Raw genomic sequence first — 20,005 nt, 5'->3', positions numbered from 1 at the left:
AGATACAAATATATAAAATTAGTTGCTTTTGTCAACTAATAATATTTCAAAAATTATTTCCCCTTCAACAAATTAATACTTACTGTTGCAGTATCAGCATCGGGAAATCGCTTGAAAATAGATTGATCTGGGAATAATCCCGCTTCTGCTGCAATAGCATTAAAAACATCAATTTCAACAATAAACTGATCAGAAAAACCGTGAGTAGCATCGTAAGCTGTTGCTGGAGTTTTGCCTAAATTACTGGCAGTAAGTTTTGGATCTATGGTATGAAGTTCGATTAAAAGCAAGCCAAATTTACGCACATACGGCGACCATTTTTGTAAATGTTCCAAAAGATTGTCTTCAACCAGATTATTGCTAATTCTTTTTCCTCTGTAAGCAAATGCACCAGTTGAGGTGCTGACTCTCTTTTCGTTAGCATTTTTCGGCTCTTGCCAAATTCTATTATGATCTAAAAAAGTCCTTACATTCAAAAGATCTTTTAGGTCAATATTATAATTTTCTTTCAGATCATTAGCAAGTAAATCAGGACGGCCAATATCTCCCCAAATTACTTTTGCCCAAATATCTGCGTTTATAAGATTAGCTCTGGTTACTTTCAAAGCCGTCTGATTGTAATCAGCGCCAACTAAAAATAAAGGGTATTCATCGAGCATTTTTCCTCTTAAAGTCTGTCTGTCGATTACTTCAAAAATATGCTGGAGGAAAGCGCCATTTCCACATCCCATATCGAGAATTCCTTTTGGCTGTTCTTCAATAGGAAGATTAAAAAGTTTTATGAGAATTTCATCCACAACTTTAAAATAAGTGTCGTGAGCGCCGCCGCTTCCCCAAACATTCATTTCACGATCGACATGAATTTCGTTTTCACCTTCAGTGGTTTGCAATACATTTGGATTGCCAAAAATTAATTCTTCGATTTTAGCAAATGTTGGCAAATAAGAAACCGTAACGCCATAAGCACTCGCTCTTTTGGCAAAAAACAAACCAGCTTCGGTAAATTGATAATTTCCTTTTTTTTCCAGAAACCAGCCTAGATGCACAAAAAAGTCTAATATTTTTTTAAAATTTTCTGGTGATTTATGAAACTCTTCGGGACTGAAAGAAGTTTCCATAAAATATTTATGAAACATTCCGTTCATCGCCAAACGCACAATAGTTGGCCCAATCAGGTAACCTTCAATATGTTTTAAAATCTGTTCCTGAATACTATTTTTCAAAGGATCGGTCGAAGGTTCAAGTCCGTATCTCTTTTTATATTTTTCAAAAATCGCATTGAGCTTTTCAAATGGCGTATCTTCAAACAAACGCGGATGAAAATGTATAGACAATTGCAGTAATGTAACGACATCTTCGTACAGATGAAACAGTGAAAAAGCGGTTTCGGTTTTCTCGTTTATAGCAATTGTAATTATCTGTGTTTTATTATCAACATTATAATCTAAAAAGCCTTGAGAAGCCAAAATTCTTAAAGCTATATTTAGATAGCCTTCATTGGCATGAAAAACAGTTGTAAGCTCAGATAATTGCGTTTGCTTTTTGTCTAAAATAAATTCTAATACAGATTTATTTTTAAGTGCTATTGCTACAGGAGCAGTAACCAAGCCATCAAGATGTCTGAAAATGGAACTTAAGAGTTGTGATTTATCGGTCATAATGAAAAAATGAAGGTTAGTTAAAAATAGTGATTTTTTTTCTTACTTGACAGCCAAATTTCGATAAGAGGTCTAAATAATTGACAATGAAGTTTACGCGTCTTTATAAGTGTGTAGATGTTTGAATTATTCTATAAAACTGTTAAAATGTTTAATTTAAGATAATATAGTATTGGGTTAGGATAAAATATAGTTGGATTAATTTGCTTATTGCTTATAATTTTACAATTGTTAAAATATTCGATTTGCTGAGGATTATTGGCTATTTTTGATAAATGTACATTTTACACAATTAAAAAAGCTTTATTGATTACTGACATTTTTTTGATTGCGAGTTGAGAATTAAAAGACGAAATATTAAATTTTTTTAAATATGAAATTATCTAGACTATTACTATTTGCAATGTTGAGTTTTAGCTCCATAAATACAGCAACTTTATGGGCGCAAGGCGGTGATCAGATTTTGGATGGTATTGGTGAAACTGAATTGATTGCCCGTTATGTGTTTGACGGCGATGTAAAAGATTGGTCTAGAAATAATCTGCATGGTAATGTGTCAGGTTTAAAAATGAAATTCGAAAATGATTCCCAGTTCGGAAAAGTGCTTTCTTTGACGGGAGATAGTAACTCCTATTTGACAATTCCAGGCAATGCATTTGCAGGGGAAGAATCGCTGAGTATTTCGGGATGGATATATTTACTTTCTGATCAGCGAAATCAGCATTTTTTTGATTTTGGAAAAAATAATAAAACGCATTTTTTTGTAGCTCCGACAGGAAACAAGGAAAAAAACAATTTGCAAACTGAAATTACAACTTCAGCAGGAGAGAAATACAAAACCGATGGGCCAATTTTAGAACTTAACAAGTGGGTTCATTTAGTAGTTGTAATTGATATTCCTTCCAAATCTTTAAACACCTATGTAAATGGAGTTTTAACAGGTTCTGCTAAGAATGTAAAATTAAAATTAGATCAGTTGTTTGAGCCTAATTCGGGTAAAAATAACACCTTGAATATAGGTAAATCAATTTTGCCTGATGATCCGTATTTAAAGGCAAAATTGCATGATTTTAGAGTTTATCGAGTTCCTTTAACTGAAAAACAGATTGATAAAATCTATTATAATTCTTTGAAAAAAGAAGAAGCGGAAGAAGAGGAACCAGAACAGCCAACAGGCGATTTGCCAAAGTTTCCTGCGACAACTCCTCAGTTGTATAATGAATTTCTAATGAATGTTTCAGATATAAAAGTTCAGACTGTAATTGGCGATCTTCCTCGTTTACCTCGCACTTTAAAAGGCGAATATAATAACGGAATTGAAGGGCCTGAGGTTAAAGTAATCTGGCCAGCGCCAACAGATAATAGTTCGGTTCTAAAAGCGGGACAATATACCGTGACAGGAACGGTTTCAGGTACTGATTTAAAACCGAAAGCAATTGTTACAGTACAAGCGGCCAAAGAAGCGAAGACACCAGAACTTAAGTTGAAAACATTCAATTTAGATGAGGTAACATTAAACTCAGATTCTCATGGACATGACACAAAATTTATTGAAAATAGAGAGAAATTTATAAAAACTCTTGCTGAAACAAATCCTGATTCTTTCTTGTATATGTTTAGAAATGCATTTGGACAAAAACAGCCAGAAAACGCAGAAGCATTAGGAGTTTGGGATACTCAAGACACAAAATTACGTGGCCATGCAACAGGCCATTATTTAACGGCGATTGCACAGGCTTATGCAAGTACAGGATATGATAATGCTTTACATGAAAATTTTTCTAAAAAAATGGATTATTTGGTCAATACTCTTTATGAGTTGGCGCAAATGTCTGGAAAACCTCGTGAAGCTGGAGGATCAAGTGTTTCAGATCCGACCGCAGTTCCTTTTGGTCCAGGCAAAACAGAATATGATTCTGATTTAAGTACAGAAGGCATTCGCACTGATTACTGGAATTGGGGAAAAGGTTTTATAAGTGCTTATCCGCCAGATCAATTTATAATGTTGGAAAAAGGAGCAAATTATGGCGGACAGAAAACTCAAATTTGGGCGCCATATTATACTTTGCATAAAATTCTTGCTGGTTTATTAGATGTTTATGAAGTAAGCGGTAATGAAAAAGCGCTCGAAATATCCAAAGGAATGGGAGATTGGGTATATGCAAGAATGAAAAAATTGCCTAATGAAACGCTTATCAGTATGTGGAACAGATATATTGCTGGCGAATTTGGAGGAATGAATGAAGTGATGGCGCGTCTTTACAGAATAACTAATGAAAAGCGTTATCTAGAAGTTGCTCAACTGTTTGATAACATTAAAGTATTTTATGGAGATGCAAAACATTCAAACGGATTAGCTAAAAATGTAGATACATTTCGCGGTTTACATGCCAATCAGCATATTCCTCAAATTGTGGGCGCACTTGAAATGTACCGTGATTCTAAAACTCCTGAATATTATCGCATTGCTGATAATTTCTGGTACAAAACTACCAACGATTACATGTACAGTATTGGTGGTGTTGCTGGAGCAAGTAATCCTGCAAATGCAGAATGTTTTATCAGTCAGCCTTCAACAATTTATGAAAACGGATTTTCTGCTGGGGGACAAAATGAAACTTGTGCAACTTATAATATGCTGAAATTGACTAGCGATTTGTTTCTTTTTGATCAGCGTGCTGAATTTATGGATTATTATGAACGAGGTTTGTACAATCATATTCTCGCTTCGGTGGCAGAAAAAACACCTGCAAATACGTATCATGTTCCGTTGCGACCTGGATCTATAAAACAATTTGGTAATCCAAAAATGGACGGTTTTACTTGCTGTAACGGAACGGCTTTGGAAAGCAGTACTAAATTGCAAAATTCAATTTATTTTAAAAGTATTGACAATCAGGCTTTATATGTTAATCTTTATGTTCCTTCAACAGTAAAATGGAAAGAAAAAAATGTAACAATAGAGCAGACAACTTCTTTCCCAAATGAAGATCATACGCAATTAACGATCAAAGGAGACGGAAAGTTTGATTTAAATGTACGTGTACCGCACTGGGCAACGAAAGGATTTTTTGTAAAAATAAACGGCAAGGACGAAAAAGTAAAAGCAGTTCCGGGAAGCTATCTTACTTTAAGCCGTAAATGGAAAAACGGAGATAAGATTGAACTTCGTATGCCATTTCAATTTCATTTAGATCCTGTAATGGATCAGCAGAACATTGCAAGTTTATTTTATGGGCCAATATTGTTGGCAGCTCAAGAATCGGAACCACTTAAAGAATGGCGTAAAATAACATTGGATGCTAAAGATTTGAACCAATCTATAAAAGGTGATACAGAAAAATTAGAGTTTGTTGTTGATGGAGTACAATTTAAACCATTTTACAATACCTATGGGCGTCATTCGGTTTATCTGGATGTTACTTTAAAATAAGTCAGCACAAAGCATAAAACAAAAGCAAAAAACAAATTAAACTAGCATAAAACAAAGATGGGAAATAAAAAATACAGACTTGGTTTATTATTATTTTTGGGATGTACGATAAGTATTCAGGCTCAAGATTATTGGAGTAGAATTGAACAAAAGAAACCTTCTTTGGGTATTGCCGAAGTTTATCAAAAAATAAATACGCCTGCTTTTCAATTAAAATTGGTAAAAGCATCGCAGACAGTTGCAGGTTTAAGGCCAATTAAAAATTTGAATTTTGATTTTACGCCTAGTGACCGACTTGAAATCAGAGACAAGGACGGACTTTATCATCTTGGAGATATTAATTTAAGAATTAAAGAAGGAAACGGCGATTGGCAAAGCTATTCAACAGCTGCTAAACGTGAAGCGGTTACGCCTTTACAAACTTCTGAAAAAGTTTTAGCTGCAGCAGATTTAGCCAATACTTTACCAAGTAATATTCCGGTAACAATTAAGCGTTTTTATGAAATTGATGGCGGCGAATTAGTAATGCGATTTGAGATTACTAATAAATCAGCTAATAATATTGAGATTGGAGCATTAGGAATTCCGATGGTTTTCAACAACATTTTAGAAGGAAAATCATTGAATGAAACGCACGCTCAAAATGTATTTTTTGATCCTTATATCGGAATGGATGCGGGATATTTAGAAGTAAAAAGATTAAGCGGAGAAGGACCTGCATTATTAGTTCTTCCAAAAGAAAATATGGCTTTTGAAGCGTATCGTCCTTTATTGGATGATCCAACTCCACGAAGCATTGTTTTTGAAGGTTTTCACGAATGGATGGTCTACAGTAAAGCTTACGCCGAAAATGAATGGAAAAATGCACAGCAATGGAATGCACCAACTTCATTAGTATTAAAACCAAAAGAATCTAAAAGTTTTGCCTTAAAATTGGTGCTTTCTGAAGGAATTGAAGACATACAAAACACGCTTGTAAAAGAAGAACTTCCTGTTGCGACAAGTATTCCGGGATATGTGCTTCCTCAAGATGTTAAATCAAAATTGTTTTTGAATTATAAAAATGAAGTAAGCTCATTTGAAATTGAACCAAAAGGAGCGCTTCAAATAAAAGAAGATGGCAGAACGCCAAAAGGATTAAAGAAATATATCGTTCATGGCATTAAATGGGGACGTGCCAGATTGACCATCAATTATAAAAATGGCATAAAACAAACCATCAATTATAAAATTATTAAACCTGAAAATGAAGTTATTAAAGATTTTGGACATTTCTTGACTACAGAACAATGGTTCGATCAGCCAGATCCAATTTTCAAAAGAAATCCTTCGGTAATTAGTTATGATTACGAAACCAAAAAACAACTGACTCAAGACAGCAGAGCTTGGGTAGCGGGTTTAAGTGATGAAGGCGGAGCAGGAGGATGGCTGGCTGCAATTATGAAACAGCATATTCAGCCTGATAAAGAAGAAATTAAAAAATTAGAACAATTTGTAGATAAAACACTTTGGGGAAACATTCAATATAGTGATGGAAAAAATAAATACGGGGTTAAAAAAAGCGTTTTTTATTATGAACCAGATTCTCTGCCAAAAGGAACTTACAGCAAAGATGTAGATTATAGTTCATGGGCAGCGTGGAAACATAAAGAAGCAAACGATCCTGGAAGATCTTATAACTATCCTCACGTTGCCGCAGCATATTGGACATTGTATCGATTAGCGAGATACAATAAAGATTTAGTAGTAGATAAACCTTGGGATTGGTATTTAAAACAAGCTTATTATACCTCAATCGCAATGACTGAATTGGCTCCTTATTATGCACAATTTGGTCAAATGGAAGGTTCGGTATTTCTACTGATTTTAGAAGATTTAAAAAATGAAAATCTTACGGATTTGGCTTCCAATTTAGAATCAAAAATGAAAGAAAGAGCCAATCATTGGAAAGCGCTTGATTATCCTTTTGGAAGCGAAATGCCTTGGGATTCAACAGGTCAGGAAGAAGTTTATATGTGGTCGGATTATTTTGGTTATGATGAAAAAGCTGATGTAACATTAAATGCAATCTTGGCTTATATGCCAACAATGCCTCACTGGGCGTACAATGGTAATGCGCGCAGATATTGGGATTTCTTATACGGAGGAAAATTATCGAGAGTAGAACGTCAGATTCATCATTACGGATCTTCTTTAAATGCTATTCCAGTTTTGAGGCAATACAGAAAAAAATCAGATGACTTATATTTATTGAAAGTAGGTTATGGCGGACTTTTAGGAGGAATTTCGAACATTACCGAAGACGGATTTGGTTCTGCAGCTTTTCACTCTTATCCAACAGAATTAAGAATCGATTATTTGTCTGGAGATTACGGTTCTGGTTTTTATGGTTATGCTGTAAATACCGCTACGTATATTACAAAAGATAGCGATTTAGGCTGGTTAGCTTTTGGTGGGAATAGTACAGTAAAAGGCGATTTGGTACAAGTAAAATTAACTACTGCGGCAAAATCGAAAGTATTTATTGCACCAAAACAATTGTGGTTAACATTAGATGCAGGAACTTTTGATACAGTGACTTATAATACAAAAACAGATGAAGTTGAAATCACTTTAAGCAGTCAGAACGAATTTACTCCAAATGCTTATTTGAGAATTAATAAAGATATTCAGCTTCCTTATTCTAAGGTTAGAGGAGCTTATGAAATTCCGCTTCAAAAGAAAACAATTCAAATAAAAATTAAATAATTTTTGCTTTAAACTAAGATTGGTTTTGAACAGGGGCAATTAGTAGTGGAATTGCCCTTGTTCTTTTTTTACTAATCTGAACAGCTCAGTTATATTAAAATAATACTATTAGAATCATGAAAAAGAACATATTATTTATCTTCCTTTTACTGTTCTTTATGATAAGCGGTTTTGCGCAGGAAAAAGTAAATGTAAACTTATTAAATGCTGGAAATCCAATTTTGCCAGGGTATTACGCAGATCCAACTATTAAAAAATTTGGCGATATTTATTATATTTATGCTACCACAGATAATGAAATGTTGGCATCTGGAGCTCCAACCGTTTGGTATAGCAAGGATTTAAAGAACTGGTACAATTACACTATGGAAATTCCGTCTTTTACAGCAAAACCAATCACCAATTTTTGGGCGCCTGATATTGTTGTTGGAAATGATGGTAAATATTATTTGTATTTTGGAAACTGTGAAATTGGCTGTAATATTTACGGTTATGTTTCGGATACTCCGATAGGACCTTGGAAAAAATTAAATCAAAATGATGAACCCGTAATTTCAAATGGATATCCAAGAGAAGGTTTTCCATCCTTAGACGCACAATTTTTTAGAGATTCTGATGGGAAAATATACGGTTATTGGGGAACTTGGGTGCATTATAATGGCGGATATGCCGTAGGAGAATTAAATAATTCTACGATGAAAGATATGATGAATTCCAAAAACATTCCGTTAAGTCAGACTCCAGAACCTTTTGAAGCCGCGTACATGATGAAAAAAGGGAACAAATATATTTTGATGTATTCTGGAGCTTCTTGTCATGACGAAACTTATAATGTGAGATATTCATATTCAGATTCTCCTTATGGACCGTTTAAAGAAGGACTTAATAATCCGATTTTGAGTACAAATGAAGACAAAACAACACACGGACCAGGACATCATTCGGTATTAGAAGACGGAAAAGATTATTATATAGTCTATCACAAACACGATTATCCAATGACTCGAGGAGGCTTGGCTAGACAAGTCTGTATTGATAAAATGATTTTTGAAAACGATTCGACAATCAAAAAAGTAATTCCAACTTCAGTAGGTATTGGAAAAATGGTAAAAACAAATGTGCCTGAAAACTTAGTACTTAATGCCAAAGCAACGGCATCTTCTTATTATCATTTACAATCGTTAGAATACGATTATCAATACAAACCTGATTTTGCAATAGATGATAATAATGCAACAATGTGGAAAGCTGGCAGTAATGCGCTACCGCAAGATTTAACGATCGATTTAGGAAGCGTAAAAGAAATTAAAAGGGTAATGACCCAATTTGAGTTTGCAAGCTATTATTATCAATATACATTAGAATATTCTAAAGACGGGAAAAATTGGCATTTGTATGCTGATAAATCAAAAAATCGCACTTCTGGAAGTCCAATGATTGATGATAATAATGTGACGGCTCGTTTCTTAAAACTAAAAATTTTAGGTACAGAAAAAACAGGACTTTATGCGGCAATTTGGAACATAAAAGTGTACAGCGAATTATTTGAACTTCCTCTAAAATTAGAAAATAAAAAATCTAATGTAGAACTTGCAGCTGTAAGTTCGCATAAAATGCTGATAGATCTTGATGTCACGAATGAAAAAAACAATACTTCGTTTAGCAGTTTGCCAAATAAAGGTTCGTTAGGAGGTTCGTTTACAAAAACTGGCGATGTCAAAATCTTTTTGGATAAAGAAGATAAAATTAAAGCTCTTAATTTTGTAAATGGCGCTTTGATTTTGGATAAGCCCGTTCCTAAAAGTTTGGCTTGGAATGGTTCTTATTCTGTTGCAGTCTGGGTAAAAAATCCAGAAGTTGCCAAAGAAGGAGAATTTTTGGCCTCATGGTGTGATCGTTCCGAATATAATTTGGCAAATTCTTATAATGCACTGGCTTATAATAGCAGTCATTATGGTGCCGCACCGCATTTAGATGGCCATTTTGATATGAAATACAATAAAGTTCCAGAACCAAATAAATGGCATCATATCGTTTTGACGTTTGATGGTGTTGTGGAAAAAATTTATGTAGACGGCGTACTCGATAATGCTCAAAATATGATGCTGTCATCGGCGATAAAAAATGCTAAAATTATAATTGGTGCTTCAGATATTGGAGAGAATTATTCTGGTTTTATGGCATCTTTTAAAATGTATGATTACGGATTGAATAAAGATGAGGTGCTAAATTTAATGAAACAAACTGCGCCTAAAGCAACTAAAGAACCTTCTAAAAAATAGTTTAAATAAAGCATTCGAAAATGAAAAAAAGAGTACTGATTTTATGTGGCTTATTGTTATGCGCGTACCAAGCTTCTTCGCAAACTTATGAAGTTAAATCTCCAAATGGACATATTCAGATAAAAGTGAATAATTCCGATAAAATTTCTTGGTCGGCATCATTAAATGGAAATTTGATTATAGAAAATGCAGAAGCGGGAATGGACTTTTCGTCAAAAACAAATTTTGGATTGAATCCGAAAGTTAAAAAACAGACGGTAAAAAGTGTGTCTCAAAACATACATGCCATAGTGCCAATTAAAGAAAGCGAAATAAAAGATGAATACACGGAACTTTCGATTACTTATCAGGGAAATTACAAGCTTAATTTTCGCGCTTATAATGACGGAGTAGCATATCAGTTTATAGATGAGGCCAAAGAAAAGCGAAATGTAATTTCTGAAAAAGTTTCTTTATCATTTCCGAAAGACTCTCGTTCTCTATTTCCTCAGGAAGAATCGATGTATTCTCACAATGAGCGATTGTATTTGGATAAATCTTTAAATGAGATTGCGCCTAAGGATTTTTGCAGTCTTCCAGTTTTGTTTACGACACCTAACGCCAAAGTTTTATTTACCGAAACAGCACTTCATGATTATCCAGGATTATTTTTAAAAGGTAACGGAAACACAACTTTAAATGCAATATTTCCTAAATATGTTTTAGAAGCTGTCGATAAGGGCGGAAAATCAGATCGGGTACAAACTATTGCGAAAGAAGCAGATTATATTGCCAAAACAAACGGAAGCAGAGCTTTTCCGTGGCGTGTATTTATGATTAGTGATGACGATCGCACTTTTATAGAAAGTAATTTGTCTTACCAACTGGCAGAGCCAAATGTGCTTAAAAATACCGATTGGATCAAACCCGGAAAAGTAGCTTGGGATTGGTATAATGATAATAATATTTATGGCGTTGATTTCAAAGCGGGTTTAAATACAGCAACTTATAAATATTTTATAGATTTTGCTGCAGCGAATAAAATTGAATATGTAATTCTTGACGAAGGCTGGACAAAATCGACTACTGAAATTCTTGATTTTAATCCTGCAATGGATGTCAAAGAATTGATTCGATATGGAAAAGAAAAAGGGGTCGGCATAATTCTTTGGGTACTTTGGAAACCATTGGATCAGAATCTATTACCAATCTTAGAAGCCTATAAAAGCTGGGGAGCAAAAGGAATAAAAATTGACTACATGCAGCGCAACGACCAGTATATGGTCAATTCTTATGAGCAAATTGCCAGAGAATGTGCCAAATTGGAATTATTAGTAGATTTTCACGGCGCATTTAAGCCTTCTGGTTTACACCGAAAGTATCCAAATGTATTAAACTATGAAGGGGTTAGAGGGAATGAAAACAATAAATGGAGCGAAGACATTACGCCAGAGCATACCGTAACGATTCCGTTTATTAGAATGGCAGCAGGCCCAATGGATTTTACACCAGGCTCGATGATTAACAAACAGCCTAAAAATTTTGCCATAAGTTTTAATAATCCGATGACAATGGGAACGCGCGCGCATCAGGTGGCGATGTATGTTGTTTATGAAGCGCCGTTGCAAATGATGTGTGAATCACCGTCAACTTACTACAAAGAACAAGAAACAGTTGATTTTATTACTCAAATTCCAACAGTTTGGGACAAAACAGTTGTGCTTCATGGTTCTGTTGGAAATTATATTGTAGTAGCAAGAAAAAAAGACGATAAGTGGTTTATTGGAGGCATGACAGATGCAGATGCTAGAGAATTGCCTATTGATCTTTCTTTTTTAGGTGAAGGAAATTTTTCGATGGAAGTATTTTCAGATGGAATTAACGCTGAAGCATTTGCGCAAGATTATAAAAAAGAAGTTTTAGAGGTTACTAAAAATACAAAAGTAACGGCTAAAATGGCATCTGGAGGAGGTTGGTCTGCGATTATTACGAAAAAATAATAGCGAATGAATAACGCCATGAAAATCGCTACGCTTCTTTTTTTATCATTTGTTGGAGTAATAAATGCACAAAAAGTAGTCTCAGCGAAGAAAAGATATATTCCAGCTAAAATTTGGTCTGTTCCAGATCATAATAATTATGATTCACCTGATAACGATTACAGTTACAGCCGAATGATAGAGTCGGATAATATAGTGATGTTCTGGCATAAAGAATATGGTGATGATCCGACTTTAAACACTGATATTAAAAAACGTTTCGATCCCAAAAAAGCAATGGAAGAATGTGAACGATTTTATCAGTTTTACGTAAATGATTTAAAATTGGTTCAAAAAGGACACTCAGTAAGTGATCAATATAAATTACTAATATTTGTTTTTGGAGGAAACGAAAATACTGCTTTTGGAGGTGGAGAAGAGGATAAAGTTGGTATTTTATGGACTCCAGCCGTTCGAATAAATAAAGTTCCTTATGGGGCATTAGCGCATGAAATTGGTCATTCCTTTCAGTATATGAGCCATGCCGACAGCAAAACGGGACCATCTGGACCTGTTATGGAAATGTCGGCTCAATATATGCTCTGGCAGGTTTATCCTGAATGGATGACTTTTGAAAATTATCATCTTCAAGATTTTTTAAAAGGAACACATTACGCTTTTCTGCATCCTGCAAATATGTATCATTCTCCTTATGTTTTAGAATATTGGTCAGAAAAACACGGCATTGATTTTTGGGGAAGACTCAGCCGATCAACTAAAGAAGGAGAAGATGTAGTAATGACTTATAAGAGAATTAATAATATTTCGCAGGAACAATTTAATGATGAAATATTTGATGCTTCTCGAAAATTTATTACTTGGGATTTAAAAAGAATAGATGAGGTTGCAAAACCATATCGAAATTTGCATCTTTCGAAATTGAATGAAATTGAAGAAAATTGGTATCAAATAGATTCTACAAATTGTCCTCAGGATTATGGTTATAACGGAATAAAACTAAACGTTCCAGCAGCAGGAACAAAAGTTAAACTGAAATTTAAAGGTTTGGCTGAAACCAAAGAAGCAGGCTGGCGCTACGGATTTGTAGCCTCATTAAAAGATGGCAGTAGAGTTTACAGCACAGTTTTTAAGAAAAGTGAAGATGAAGTTGAATTTAAAATTCCTAAAAACACAGAGTATTTATGGTTAGTGGTTAGCGGAAGTCCGAAAGAACATGAAAAACATTCTTGGGAAAATGAGAAAGAAGTTTATAGAAGTTTTCCATATAAGGTGCATTTCGAAAACACAAAACTATTTTAGTTATTTAATTTGATTAAAAAAAAGCTTTATAAATTTATAAAGCTTTTTTTGTTTTATGAAAACTGCACCTTTCATTTGAAAGATGCAGTACATTTTTAATTAAATATGTTTAGCTAAATTGCTACTTTACAATAATCTTTTTGGTCTGTTTAAAATTTTGAGATTGAATGGTTACAAAATAAATACCTCTTGATAAATTACCCGTATGGTATTGTTCTTCAAGATTGTAGTTTTTATTTTCAAATACTACTTGACCATTAATGTTGGTTATTTTTAAATTGTAAGTTTCAGTATTTTCATTTGAGACTTTAATGTTAAGCAAAGAAGCATTATTAGTTGGATTTGGATAAACCAAAAAGTTAGGAGTTGAATTTGAAAAATCGGTAACCGCAAGATTTTCAGTTATAATCGCTTTCCAATCCCACCAATTTTTATCTACACTAGCTGTACTTGTAGCTCCGTCTTCCAATTTAATTCTGTAATTGAATTTAGCTTTACGGGTAGTTTCGCCTTCAAAAACATAATCTGAATTACAAATTACAGCGAATATAACGCCATTTGCGGGAACGCCTTGAGAAAAAGAAATTGTACAGTCGCCTGCATAAACAGGCTGTGTATAAACCGTTTTTCCTTCTTTGGTGCGGTAGCATAATTGAATCGACATATTTTCTCCTAAAGGCTCAAAAAATACAGTAGCTTGATTTCCTTCAACATGAATCGGAATAAAATTTGCGCCAGACCAGCCAGGCAGTGTCTTTTCGTTTGGAATTAAATATCCGTTTTCGTCTGTAGTTGTTATTGCATAAGGTGTTGCTTTCCATTTTTCTACATTGATAAGAGCTGGTTGTTCAGGCCCTAATTCGCGTCCCATATTATTTCGATACAGATTTAAAATAGGCTGTTCAAATTTTCCAAAATCGGACAATGCTAATCTTGCTCTGTATTCCTGAATCAATTTGCGTGTTTTGGTATCTCCTAAACCATTCACAACACCATTACCGTTTGCAATACCTTCTAAAACACGTCCTTCGCAATAATTCCAAACCCACGGTAAACTTTTTTCATCTACAATTTCTCCTAAAAACGTTGGAAATACAGAACTGTACTGAACTCCTCCAATAATATCTCGAGTTAATCTTAAAGTTACTCCTTCTGAATTTTGAACTCCAGAATCGACACCTTCAGCAGAAGGCCCTCCAAAGGAACCATCTTGAAGCCATCCGCTATAACATTCGATAGGAATAAAAGGCGCGATAACAGAACCTGCACTTAACCATCCTAAATCAACATTACTATAATCTGTACTTCCAGTTTTTTTGATATCCAAAACGGTTTGCAGCCAAACATTTGAACCTTCATGAAACCAAGCTGCTTTTCTGCATCCAGGCAAAGAGGCATAAATAGCGTGTATTCCTTCGTGAACACAAGCACCAGTTTGATATTGTGCATCTGGAAAAGTAGTATTAGGATCGAAACTCGCAACAGGATAATAAGACAAAAGAACCATTGGCCAGCTTTCTCCATCTGGAGTGCCAACGCCGCTCTGCCATCCTCCTAAATCTGTATTTGAAGCGGTATCGGTACACAAACCAGAACCATATAAATACACAGAACTGCGATATCCTGCTCGATACAATTTGTCTGGCGGCCAGCCCATATTATCTCTTAGAAAAGTAAAATCGCTATCTAAACGTTTTAATAATAAATCTACAGCTGTATCTGTAACCAAAGGGTTTGCATTTGGGCCAGCAACAAAAGTCCACGATCCTACACTTGTAGATTTAGCTACATTACAGCCATTATAGTTTGGATAGTCTTCTTCTAAATTTTTTGTAGGTTTTGGAAAATCAGGATAATCTGCTTTAAAATCGTAATGAAGAGTAGTGTCATAACTTGGCCATATACTGAAGTCACTATTGTTTTCTTTTACAGTTAGAAAAAAAGATAGTGTGCTTTCGGTACCGCAATCATTGATGTAGGTAAAACGATAAGTTCCAGAATTTTCTACTAGTAAATTGGAGAGCGTAATGTTTTGGTTACTCGACACAAAATTATTTGGACCAGTCCATTTCATTTTGCCTCCTGTTGCATTGTTTGCAATTGAGGTTAAAAACTGTACACTTTCGGTTGGAGAAACAACGGCATAATTTTGAGCTTTTTCGCTTCCGTTATTTATTTTGGTAGTTGCTGTCAATCCTGTGGGATCGCATTGAGTTGTTTCTACGCCAAAAACTTGGAATTCAACTACTCCGGTTGCAGTAGTACTTTTGAAATAAACCCTTAATTTCTTAGCTTTAAAATTTAAATTTCCAACAGAATTAAATTGGTTTAAAGCTAATCCGACCGAACCAGCATTAATCCAATCAAGTCCGTCCCAATACATAATGTAGGCATCTGTAGGTTGAGCAATTCCTCCAAAATCTGTAAACCAATATAAGGAAACAGTATTTATTTGATGGGCAAAATCCCAATCGTATTCTATCCAATTGTAGGTGTTGTAGGCTGCTTCACCATCCCAATTTCCATAAATAGGATTTGTTCGATCATCAGAACTAATGGGTGTAAAACCATCATTTACCGCACTTAGACTTTCCCAAGGCGAAACATGAGAGGTGCTTACTTTTGTAGAACTCAGCATTGCTAAATTTGTCTGAGCATTTAAATTTTCTGCGAAGAGCACAAAGAGTCCAAGAAGCAGAAAAGATAAAAATCGGGGTAATTTTTTTTCTTTCATAAGGATAAGTTTTGGTTGTTAATTGTTTAAAAAAAATCATGCGCTTCTTTACTGTCGAAGTGCGATTTTAAATAAGTCTGACTGGTTAAAAAGAATTTCCACTCTTTAAACACTAAGTTAAGACTAGTCTTATTAAAATCATATGTACTTAATTATCTGATAATTAGTAAAAGTTAACCAGTATTTACTTTTCGATAAACTTCAAAAAAAAGCCGTCTCATAATTTGAGACGGCTTTTTTGATTTTAGGTGAATGTTATAAAGCGCTATTTCATAGGTTTAAAATGCTCTTAATGCTTCAATATCTTCTGCTGTTTTGGCAAGTGGTTTTCCTAATAGTTTATAAGAATCCTTTGTAATAAGAAAATCTTCTTCTATACGAATTCCTCCAAAATTTCTATAAGCTTGAACTTTATCATAATTGATAAATTCACTGTATTTTTTTTCTGCTTGCCATTGATCGATTAATTCTGGTATAAAATAAATTCCAGGTTCTACGGTCAAGACAAATCCTTCTTCGAGTTCTTTTGCCAGACGCAGTGATTTTAATCCAAATTCGGTGCTCTTTTTTAAAGTATCGGTATATCCTACATATTGTTCGCCAATATTTTCCATGTCATGAACATCCATTCCCATCATATGGCCTAAACCACATTGAAAAAATAGGGTATGGGCACCTGCGGCTACGGCTTCATCCAAATCGCCTTTTACTAAACCAAGAGATTTCAATCCAGTTAAAATTTCTTTACATGCCGTAAGATGCGAATCTTTAAAGAAAGTTCCTGGTTTTAGAGTGGCTATTGCGGCTTCTTCGGCTTTTAAAACAATATTATAAATTTCTTTCTGCTGAGAAGTAAAAGTATTGGAAACTGGAAAAGTCCTTGTCATATCTCCAGCATAATGCATATTTGTTTCAGCACCGCAATCGCATAAAACCATTTGCCCATTTTGTAAAACATTGCTGCCAGCATGATTGTGTAAATATTGTCCATTTATAGTTAGAATTGTTGGAAATGCAAGATGACCGCCTTTACTGATCGCTGTGCCTTCTACTTGCCCCGCAATTTCATATTCGGTCATTCCTGGGCGTGCGATTTGTATTGCTTTTAAATGCATTGCAGCCGTTATATCTATCGCTTTTTCAATCTCAATCAGTTCTTCATTTGTTTTATAAGAACGCTGTGCAATTATCGCTTTTGACAATTCAATTGAAGCTTTTTTTGCTATTTCGTTAGGGTGAATATCCAACAGAGAGCTTAATTTTAAAGTAATTGCGGCACGATAAGGAGGAAGAAAATGAATAGCACGTTTTTGCTGTAATGCATTTTTAAGTATGCCTTCTACAAAAGATAAAGGCTGTACGGCTGTAATTCCTGATTTTTCTGCAAAAACATTTAACGAATCTTGTGGCCCAACCCAAACGGTTTGTTCAATCGTGAGATTATCGCCAAATAGTATTTCAAGATCCGAATCAATATCGATTACTAAAAATAAAGAAGGAAGATCTATTCCTGTATAATATAAAAAACTGCTGTCTTGTCTAAAATGATAGATATTATCTCTATAGTTCATTCCGACTTCTTCATTTCCAGGTAAAATAATAATGCCTGAACCAATTGCTTTTTTTAAGATTTGTCTTCTATTTATATAAGTTTCTCTGCTAAACATATTTTGATATTGTATTTAAATCTGATATTATATTCCTCCGCCAGGGCAGTGTTCTTTTAAGTATTGTGTAAATAATTGAGACAAGTGTTCTGAAGTTCCTTCACCCTCATCGATGCTATGTGTACGATTTGGATAGCTCATCATTTGAAATTGCTTCCCATTTTTTACTAATTCGTTAACAAGCATTTCAGCTCCTTGATAATGTACGTTGTCATCGCCAGTTCCATGAACAAGCAATAAATTACCTTGAAGTTTATTTGCATAGGTAATAGGAGAGCCTTTTATAAAAGGTTCTTTGTTTTCTTGAGGCAGTCCCATATAACGTTCCTGATAGATGTTGTCATATAAAAGCTGATTAGGCACAGCAGCAATAGCAATTCCTGTTTTGTAAATTTCCGGATATTGAAATAAAAGATTCAGTGTAGTAGAGCCGCCGCCGCTCCATCCCCAGACCGCAATTCGGTTTTGATCTACAAAAGGCCATTTTAGAATTTCTTTAGCAGCCATTGCCTGATCTCGAACATTTATAATTCCGATGTTTTGGTAAATAGATTTTCGCCAAGCGGCACCTTTTGGAACTGGAGTTCCTCGACCATCCAAACTGATCTGAATGTATCCATCTGCAGCAATATCGCCATTATATAAAAAAGTGCCAGCATAACCAGCCGCATCTTTTACAGTTGCGCCTGCAGGTTCTGTGTAAACATAAAATAGAACAGGATATTTTTTTGTTTCATCAAATGGAGTTGGTTTTATCATCCATCCGTCGAGAGTTATGTTGTCAGCCGTTGTAATCTGAATCATTTCGACATTGTTGCTTAACTCAGTATTTTGATCTATTTTTTTAATTACTTTTTGATTAGAAAGTTCTACCCATTCTGATTTTCTTTCGTTTTTATGATTAGAAAATTTATGTTGAGCATATTTTGCATCGGGAGATAATTGATAATTGTGCGTGCCAATTTCATTAACAGGAGATACTTTTACTAGTTTTCCTTTTCCGTTTAAAAGTGTTTTGTATAAATATTGCTGTGTAGCATTTTCAGGTGAAGCTAAAAAGTAAACAAAACCACTTTTTTCGTCAACAGCTTTAATTTCTATAATATCATATTTTCCGTTGCTAACTAAAGACTCTTTTCCATTTTTACTGATTCTGTATAAATGTCTCCAGCCATCTTTTTCAGACAATGATAGAAATTCTTTTCCGCTATTGATCCATTTCCAGCCTTCATCTTCAGTTGGTAATATGTCAATCCAAGAATTATTTTTTTCAGAATAAATTTGATTTGCTTCGCCATTTTTTGGATTGCACAAAAAGAGTTTGGCCTCATTTTGTTTGCGATTTAACTGTTCAACCAAAATCGAAGAACCATCAGGAGTCCATTGCATTAAAGGAATATAATGTTGCTTAGAATCGCCTGGAACGTTCATCCAAGTGGTTTGAAGTGAAGCAATATTGACAACTCCAACTTTACATGCTGACGGATCTTGCCCTGCTTTTGGATATTCTACAGGAATTGTATAAGAGTAGATAGAATCTGTATTATTGATCATTAAGAAATTTTTGATTTTAGTTGCATCAATTTGCCAAAATGCAATGCTTTTTCCATCTGGACTCCAGCGAAAACCATCTCTGCAATTAAATTCCTCTTCGTAAGCCCAGTCAAAAGTTCCGTTTATTAATCGGTCAGTTCCATCAGTAGTCAACGCAGTTGCTTTTCCAGAATTAAGATCTTCAACATACAAATTGTGATTGCTTACATAAGCAATTGAACTGTTGTCTGGTGATAGTTTAGCAAACATTAAAGACGATTCTGGCCTGCTTTTTCCAATCTGATGCAATTCATTGGTTTCTAGGTTTAAAATCCAATAATCGCCACGTGTTTCTAGTCTCCAGACTTTTTTCGAATTAGTATAAATCAAAACTAATTTTTCGTTTTTACTGAACTCAAAATCTTTGATATCTAAAGCTTTATTGCTTCCTTTTGCTGTAAGCTGTTTTGTGTCAACAATTTTGGTTGGAGTAAAATTGGGTAATTCATATTGTATTATTTCTCCTTTTTCTATTGTGTAATAACTTTTGTTATTATTGGCCCATTTTAAATTTTGGGCGTTAGTGGTTAGAAAAAAAAGAGGTGCAATTAAAAAGAAAAAAAGAGAAATTGTTTTTTTCATAGTATCGAAATATACTTTAGTTAATAATTG

Annotated in this window: 9 protein-coding genes; 5 read left to right on the top strand and 4 right to left on the bottom strand. The window is 34.4% G+C overall.

What is annotated here, in order from left to right:
* Positions 1-53: 53 nt before the first annotated feature.
* A complete protein-coding gene (locus DM444_RS14405) occupies positions 54-1,658 on the bottom strand; it encodes a class I SAM-dependent methyltransferase (RefSeq protein WP_111287824.1) in 1,605 nt (534 codons plus the stop codon).
* A 373-nt stretch (positions 1,659-2,031) separates the two neighbouring features.
* Here DM444_RS14405 and DM444_RS14400 point away from each other — a divergent pair, with 373 nt between their 5' ends.
* From DM444_RS14400 to DM444_RS14380, 5 genes are all read left to right on the top strand, one after another.
* On the top strand, positions 2,032-5,091 hold the full coding sequence (locus DM444_RS14400; RefSeq protein WP_111287822.1) for a beta-L-arabinofuranosidase domain-containing protein: 3,060 nt from the start codon (positions 2,032-2,034) through the stop codon (positions 5,089-5,091).
* Positions 5,092-5,148: 57 nt separating this feature from the next.
* The gene (locus DM444_RS14395) at positions 5,149-7,839 is read left to right on the top strand and encodes a DUF5695 domain-containing protein (protein WP_111287820.1); all 2,691 of its coding nucleotides are present in this window, start codon (positions 5,149-5,151) and stop codon (positions 7,837-7,839) included.
* Positions 7,840-7,955: 116 nt separating this feature from the next.
* Complete coding sequence (locus DM444_RS14390) at positions 7,956-10,121, top strand: family 43 glycosylhydrolase (RefSeq protein WP_204251688.1); 2,166 nt, start codon at positions 7,956-7,958, stop codon at positions 10,119-10,121.
* A gap of 20 nt (positions 10,122-10,141) precedes the next feature.
* On the top strand, positions 10,142-12,100 hold the full coding sequence (locus tag DM444_RS14385; protein ID WP_111287816.1) for a glycoside hydrolase family 97 protein: 1,959 nt from the start codon (positions 10,142-10,144) through the stop codon (positions 12,098-12,100).
* A gap of 6 nt (positions 12,101-12,106) precedes the next feature.
* Entirely contained in the window at positions 12,107-13,399 is a 1,293-nt protein-coding gene (locus DM444_RS14380; protein ID WP_111287814.1) for a DUF6055 domain-containing protein, read from the top strand.
* Between the two features lie 121 nt (positions 13,400-13,520).
* Here DM444_RS14380 and DM444_RS14375 read toward each other — a convergent pair whose 3' ends face one another.
* The 3 genes from DM444_RS14375 to DM444_RS14365 form a co-directional block, all read right to left on the bottom strand.
* Positions 13,521-16,133: a T9SS type A sorting domain-containing protein gene (locus DM444_RS14375; protein ID WP_111287812.1), complete on the bottom strand. Its 2,613-nt coding sequence runs from the start codon at positions 16,131-16,133 to the stop codon at positions 13,521-13,523.
* A 278-nt stretch (positions 16,134-16,411) separates the two neighbouring features.
* Positions 16,412-17,800 (bottom strand): aminopeptidase P family protein, encoded by a 1,389-nt coding sequence (locus DM444_RS14370; RefSeq protein ID WP_111287810.1) that lies wholly within the window; start codon positions 17,798-17,800, stop codon positions 16,412-16,414.
* Between the two features lie 27 nt (positions 17,801-17,827).
* Entirely contained in the window at positions 17,828-19,975 is a 2,148-nt protein-coding gene (locus DM444_RS14365; RefSeq protein WP_111287808.1) for a S9 family peptidase, read from the bottom strand.
* Positions 19,976-20,005 lie beyond the last annotated feature (30 nt).

The sequence above is a fragment of the Flavobacterium ginsenosidimutans genome (assembly GCF_003254625.1).
Classification (GTDB): Bacteria; Bacteroidota; Bacteroidia; order Flavobacteriales; family Flavobacteriaceae; genus Flavobacterium; species Flavobacterium ginsenosidimutans.
Note: the sequence above shows the minus strand (reverse complement) of the source record. Positions and strands in the feature narration are given on the sequence as shown.

Bases quoted from the DNA above. Each gene is read 5' to 3' on its own strand.
- DM444_RS14405 (WP_111287824.1), bottom strand. From the start codon at position 1,658: ATGACCGATAAATCACAACTCTTAAGTTCCATTTTCAGACATCTTGAT.
- DM444_RS14375 (WP_111287812.1), bottom strand. From the start codon at position 16,133: ATGAAAGAAAAAAAATTACCCCGATTTTTATCTTTTCTGCTTCTTGGA.
- DM444_RS14385 (WP_111287816.1), top strand. From the start codon at position 10,142: ATGAAAAAAAGAGTACTGATTTTATGTGGCTTATTGTTATGCGCGTAC.
- DM444_RS14395 (WP_111287820.1), top strand. From the start codon at position 5,149: ATGGGAAATAAAAAATACAGACTTGGTTTATTATTATTTTTGGGATGT.
- DM444_RS14400 (WP_111287822.1), top strand. From the start codon at position 2,032: ATGAAATTATCTAGACTATTACTATTTGCAATGTTGAGTTTTAGCTCC.
- DM444_RS14390 (WP_204251688.1), top strand. From the start codon at position 7,956: ATGAAAAAGAACATATTATTTATCTTCCTTTTACTGTTCTTTATGATA.
- DM444_RS14365 (WP_111287808.1), bottom strand. From the start codon at position 19,975: ATGAAAAAAACAATTTCTCTTTTTTTCTTTTTAATTGCACCTCTTTTT.
- DM444_RS14380 (WP_111287814.1), top strand. From the start codon at position 12,107: ATGAATAACGCCATGAAAATCGCTACGCTTCTTTTTTTATCATTTGTT.
- DM444_RS14370 (WP_111287810.1), bottom strand. From the start codon at position 17,800: ATGTTTAGCAGAGAAACTTATATAAATAGAAGACAAATCTTAAAAAAA.